1 protein-coding gene and 1 pseudogene are annotated in these 1,496 nt (G+C 49.6%); one reads left to right on the plus strand and one right to left on the minus strand.

The window, feature by feature from the left end; translation table 11 throughout:
- Positions 1–818: hypothetical protein (locus tag RCF13_RS02910; protein ID WP_308140833.1), on the plus strand; the 818-nt coding region annotated here is incomplete at its 5' end.
- 55 nt (positions 819–873) lie between these two features.
- Here the strand turns inward: RCF13_RS02910 and RCF13_RS02915 are convergent.
- A pseudogene (locus tag RCF13_RS02915) lies at positions 874–1,190 on the minus strand (DUF2958 domain-containing protein).
- Positions 1,191–1,496 lie beyond the last annotated feature (306 nt).

Consider the following 1,496-nt stretch of genomic DNA (forward strand, 5'->3'; position numbering starts at 1 on the left):
AATCTGCCGATAGGGTCACGTCTATAAGCGCTAAAGCGGACGCTATTGAAGCCGAAATCAACAAATCAATTGATGAATGGAATAGCAGTTCGTCAAGTATACTAACCAGCCAGAAATCGGACTTTGCTAGTGATAAGCAGCTTCGTGATGAGAAATTCGCGAAGGAAATGGACGAATTCAGGGAGAAATTTAGGACTGAGAGCGAAACATTAATTGAATCAAACAACGTTGCGTTGATCGAGAAACAATCTTTATTCGATAAAAATATTGAAGCAATCAACATAGATGCCAAAAAAAGGCATGAAGATATCATAAAGCTACATAATCTCGTGGCCCACGACAGCGTAACGGGTGGTTATAAAAGCATAGCTGACAGAGAATATGACGCCGCACAACTTTGGCGAAAAGGCGCGATTGCTTGCATTATCGCAACGATCTTATGGCTCCTCGCAAGCCTGTTTTGGTTTACGCCAGTACTTTATCCAGAAAAATTATTTTGGATGCAAGTCGCGAAATCCGTATCGCTTACCGCGTTATTGCTGTCGTTCGCAGTGTATGCATCCAAGCAATCTACCCTACATCGTATCAACGAAAGAAAATCGCGCACGTTTTTCCTTCAAGTGCAGGCGTTTGATCCATTTATTGCTAACCTGCCGGAAGAAGCAAAGAGAACCCTCAAAGAAGAACTTAGCAAGCGCATATTCGGCGCTGACGACCATTCGCAAGATAGCAATCTGATGGAGAAAGCTGAGTTTAAAGGCATTGAGCGAGGTATCGACTTGCTCGGCCAACTGCACAAGATTGTGGGCAAAGGCTGAGAAGTTGTAACGCGGTGACCGATTTATGGCGTTCAGGGCGAATGTGGATAGTCGCTTAGCGACTATCCCTGCCCTTTGCGCGGGCGTCTGCCGCGTACTGCGTCAGGGATCTGTCGGCGCGGAAGTGCCTATAGGCTCCACAAGTAGCTTGAGAGGTCCCCGCAAAGCGCTGAGTTCGCTGAGAGAGGCGTAACCGAGTTCCGGGCTTCCGTGGCCGAGATCGCACAAACCGAAAAGCTTATCGTCGTCTGCTACGAGTTCGGCGACAAGCCATGTCGCGCCTGCGTCGGGCGTGAAGAACTTCACCACGGGTTTATGATCGCCTTCGCCGCCATCGGAAACGTCTGGGTTGTGACGTAGGTGGGTGCGGATTTTGCGAGTGAGCAGAATATCAGGCTCCTTCTTGGTCGCGGGATTGCGACCGTTCTAGAAGCCATTGAGGGGAGGTTAGGGAGGTAGCTGGGTGCCCTGCACGCTTGCGCTTGACCATGAGCGTTAGCGACCGCCCGACCTACGAAGGCAAAAGAACGTGTATCGATTCGTTGGGACTGACCTAGAGTCTGAATTTTAATGCTGAATCCGTGGCTTATCCGCCTTGATCCGCAGAGAGACAAATCAGTGGACGGCAGGCGGTTGTTTGAGAGATTTCGGTGGTGATCCCGACAGGAATCGAACCTG

The organism is Stenotrophomonas maltophilia group sp. RNC7 (assembly GCF_030910085.1).
GTDB lineage: Bacteria > Pseudomonadota > Gammaproteobacteria > Xanthomonadales > Xanthomonadaceae > Stenotrophomonas > Stenotrophomonas sepilia.